Here is a 3,483-nt window from a genome sequence, read left to right on the forward strand (position 1 = left end):
CAGGCCGATGTTCACCGCCCCTTCCTCCACCTGCGTCAATTCCAGTGCCAGCAATTCACGCAGCGCCGCTGAAACCCTGGGGCTGCTTCGCAGCCCTTTCGCGACACAAGGCCGCTCCCACAGCAGGCTGAAACGCAGTGCCAGCTAGTCCTGCTCCCCCGCCCGCTTGAGCAACTGCTTGCAGCGTTCCGACAAGTGCACCACACGCAGGTGCTTGCCCGCCTTGCCATAGCGCTCGCGCAGGGTCTTCAATGCAGCAATCGCCGAGTAGTCGACGAAGCTCAGGTGCTTGCAGTCTAGCGTCACGTTCTGCGGGTCGCCCGCCGGATCGAACTGGTTGAGGAAGGGTGTGGTCGAGGCGAAGAACAAGGTGCCATGCACCTGGTAGCGCTTGCCGCCCTCACCGTCGTCATGGCTGTCGGCATGCAGCTCGCGGGCATGCTGCCAGGCGAAGTTCACCGCAGCGATGACGATACCGAACAGCACCGCGGTGGCCAGGTCGGTGAACACCGTCACCACGGTCACCGCCACGATCGCCAAGACATCGTTGACCGGCACTTTGTGCAACACCCGCAACGAGGCCCAGGCGAAGGTCTGCTGGGCCACCACGAACATCACGCCCACCAGCGCGGCCAGCGGAATGCGCTCGATCAGCGGCGACAGGAACAGGATGAACAGCAAGATCATCACCCCAGCCACCACCCCCGACAGTCGACCACGGCCATTGGAACTGAGGTTGATGACTGTCTGGCCGATCATCGCGCAGCCACCCATGCCACCGCAGAAGCCCGAAACCATGTTGGCCGCGCCCAAGGCCACACATTCGCGGTCCGGGTAGCCACGGCTCTCGGTGATTTCATCGGTCAGGTTGAGGGTCAACAGGGTTTCCAGCAGGCCGACCATCGCCATTAGCAGTGCATAGGGCGCGATGATCTTCAGCGTCTCGAGGGTCCACGGCACTTCTGGCCAGGCGAGGCCCGGCAGGCCACCGGCGATATGGGCCATGTCGCCGAGGGTGCGCGTGGGCAGGTCGAGCAGGTACACCAGCAGGCCTACCCCAAGGATCGCCACCAGCGCGGGCGGCACCGCGCGGGCCAGCTTCGGCAACACATAGACCACCAGCATGGTCAACGCCACCAGGCCGACCATCAGGTACAACGCCGCGCCCGCCAGCCAGTGCTCACCCTCCTTGAAATGCTCCAGCTGGGCCAGGGCGATGACAATGGCCAGGCCGTTGACGAAGCCGAGCATCACCGGGTAAGGCACCAGGCGCACCAGCTTGCCCAGACGCAGCACGCCGAACAGGATCATCAGCATGCCGCCCAGCAATACCGTGGCCAGCAGGTACTGCGCGCCGTGCTGCACCACCAGGGCGACGATCACCACCGCCATCGAGCCCGCCGCACCGGAAATCATGCCGGGACGGCCACCGAACAGCGCCGTCAGGGTGCAGATGATGAAGGCTCCATACAGGCCCATCAGCGGGTTCAGGTGCGCGACCAGAGCGAAGGCGATGCACTCCGGCACCAAGGCGAAGGACGTGGTCAGGCCGGCGAGCAGGTCGGCGCGAAGTCGGGCGGGTTTCATGGTGGTCCTGTATCCGGCACGGTGCCCTGCAAACGGGGCTGCTAGAGAAGAAGGCGGGGCGCGATCTTACGGAATTTGCCTGACAGCAGCCACTGTTCAAATCCCTGTGATCCACGCCCTGCACAATGCTGACAAATTTGCCATCATGCTCATTCCACCTGCGGAGAACACGGACATGCCGCTACGCCCCCTTTTCGCCGCCCTGCTGCTGGCGACCAGCCTCACCGCCCAGGCCGCTACCGAGGTCGTGCCGCTGCAGCACCGCAGCAGCGCCGAACTGTTGCCCGCCGCGCAATCGTTCCTTGGCAAGGACGGCACGGTCAGCGCTTTCGAGAACAAGCTGATCGTCAATGCCAGCCCCGAACGCATCGACGACTTGCGCGCCCTGCTGCAACAACTCGACACCGCGCCCAAGCGCATGCTTATCAGCGTCGACAACAACGACAGCAACTTCCAGGACAACCGTGGCAATAGCCGGGTCATCCGCTACGGCACCAGCAACCGCGAAGGCGGCCTGCAGCAGGTACAGGCCAGCGAAGGCCAGCCGGCGTTGATCCAGGTTGGCCAGAGCGTGCCGATCACCAGCACCTCAACCGATGGCTACGGCCGCGTGCAGAGCGACACCGAATACCGCAATGTGACCCAGGGTTTCTATGTTACGCCAAGCCTGAGCGGTGAAACGGTTCGTCTGCAAATAAGTACCAATAATGACCGAATGAGCAACGAACGTCCGGATGTAGTGAAAGTACAAAGCACCGACACGACCATCACCGGCAGGCTCGGTGAGTGGATCACCCTGGCCGGTTACAACCAGCAGAGCCAAGCCGGACGCGACCCCTCAAGCCTCAGTTACAGCACCCAGCGCGGCGAAAACATGACTTTGCGCGTAAAAGTCGACCTTCTCGACTGATCCCAGGCAGTTCGAGGCCTCGACCCAAGGCCTCGAAACTGACCGGCAAGTCGCATTAGACCAAAGATGTAGTAAGCGAAAAAATTCACTACAAAACATTTGACAGGCTCTTTTTTCCAAGGGCATGATGGCCTCGCTCCCGCTAATCAGAGGCCCTGGCAAGGGCTTCCGAGATGCACTCCGGTCACCCCTGGAGGCCTCTCGTGTCCATACGGCCCACAAGGTTGTTCGATGGGATTGCGACTGCAACGAAGAAGTTGTCCCGAGGGACGGAAGCGCATCACCGCAGTCACCAGGCAAATCCTGTCGCGCCACAGCAAGGCATCCACGAGCCGACCTGTCGCCGCACTTCGCCCGCGCTGCCCCTTCCCCCCTTCGAGCCTCCTCGTTCGCCGCCGCAACCTCACCACGAAGGACAGCCGTCAAGGCTTCTGAACCGCGCGCAGAGCACCAGCACATACTTCACAAGACTGATGCGACGAGGTTTTATTTCCATGGCACTGACACGCGAACAGCAAATTGCAGCCCTCGAGAAAGACTGGGCCGAGAACCCGCGCTGGAAAGGCGTGACCCGTACCTACACCGCCGCCGATGTCGTTCGCCTGCGTGGCTCCCTGCAGCCGGAGCACACCCTGGCCCGCCTGGGCGCGGAAAAACTGTGGAAGCTGGTCACCGAAGGCGCCCACCCGTCCTTCCGCCCCGAGAAAGACTTCGTCAACTGCATGGGCGCCCTGACCGGCGGCCAGGCAGTGCAGCAGGTGAAGGCCGGCATCCAGGCCATCTACCTGTCCGGCTGGCAAGTGGCAGCCGACAACAACTCGGCCGAATCCATGTACCCCGACCAATCGCTGTACCCGGTCGACTCGGTGCCGACCGTGGTCAAGCGCATCAACAACGCCTTCCGCCGCGCCGACCAGATCCAGGCACAACTCCCGGTCCCAGGCGGCTTGCGAAGCGGCGTCAAGTGTACCATGCCGCAGCCATGA

General features: G+C 62.9%; 2 protein-coding genes and 1 pseudogene. 2 read left to right on the plus strand and 1 reads right to left on the minus strand.

Annotation, left to right across the window (positions count from 1 at the left end):
- Positions 1-144: 144 nt before the first annotated feature.
- On the minus strand, positions 145-1,587 hold the full coding sequence (locus ACQKPE_RS25965; RefSeq protein WP_427669560.1) for a SulP family inorganic anion transporter: 1,443 nt from the start codon (positions 1,585-1,587) through the stop codon (positions 145-147).
- A 175-nt stretch (positions 1,588-1,762) separates the two neighbouring features.
- On the opposite strand from ACQKPE_RS25965, the gene ACQKPE_RS25970 reads away from it, so the two are divergent.
- Positions 1,763-2,497 carry a secretin N-terminal domain-containing protein gene (locus tag ACQKPE_RS25970; protein WP_427669561.1) on the plus strand — a complete coding sequence of 245 codons (735 nt, stop codon included), beginning with the start codon at positions 1,763-1,765 and terminating at the stop codon, positions 2,495-2,497.
- Positions 2,498-2,991: 494 nt separating this feature from the next.
- Positions 2,992-3,420: pseudogene (locus ACQKPE_RS25975) on the plus strand (isocitrate lyase); the annotation flags it as partial.
- Positions 3,421-3,483 lie beyond the last annotated feature (63 nt).

The sequence above is a fragment of the Pseudomonas sp. NPDC089554 genome (assembly GCF_050280645.1).
Classification (GTDB): domain Bacteria; phylum Pseudomonadota; class Gammaproteobacteria; order Pseudomonadales; family Pseudomonadaceae; genus Aquipseudomonas.

What these genes read in the sequence shown, in the direction of transcription:
- ACQKPE_RS25965 (WP_427669560.1), bottom strand. Translation starts at nt 1,587, where the DNA reads ATGAAACCCGCCCGACTTCGCGCCGACCTGCTCGCCGGCCTGACCACG.
- ACQKPE_RS25970 (WP_427669561.1), top strand. Translation starts at nt 1,763, where the DNA reads ATGCCGCTACGCCCCCTTTTCGCCGCCCTGCTGCTGGCGACCAGCCTC.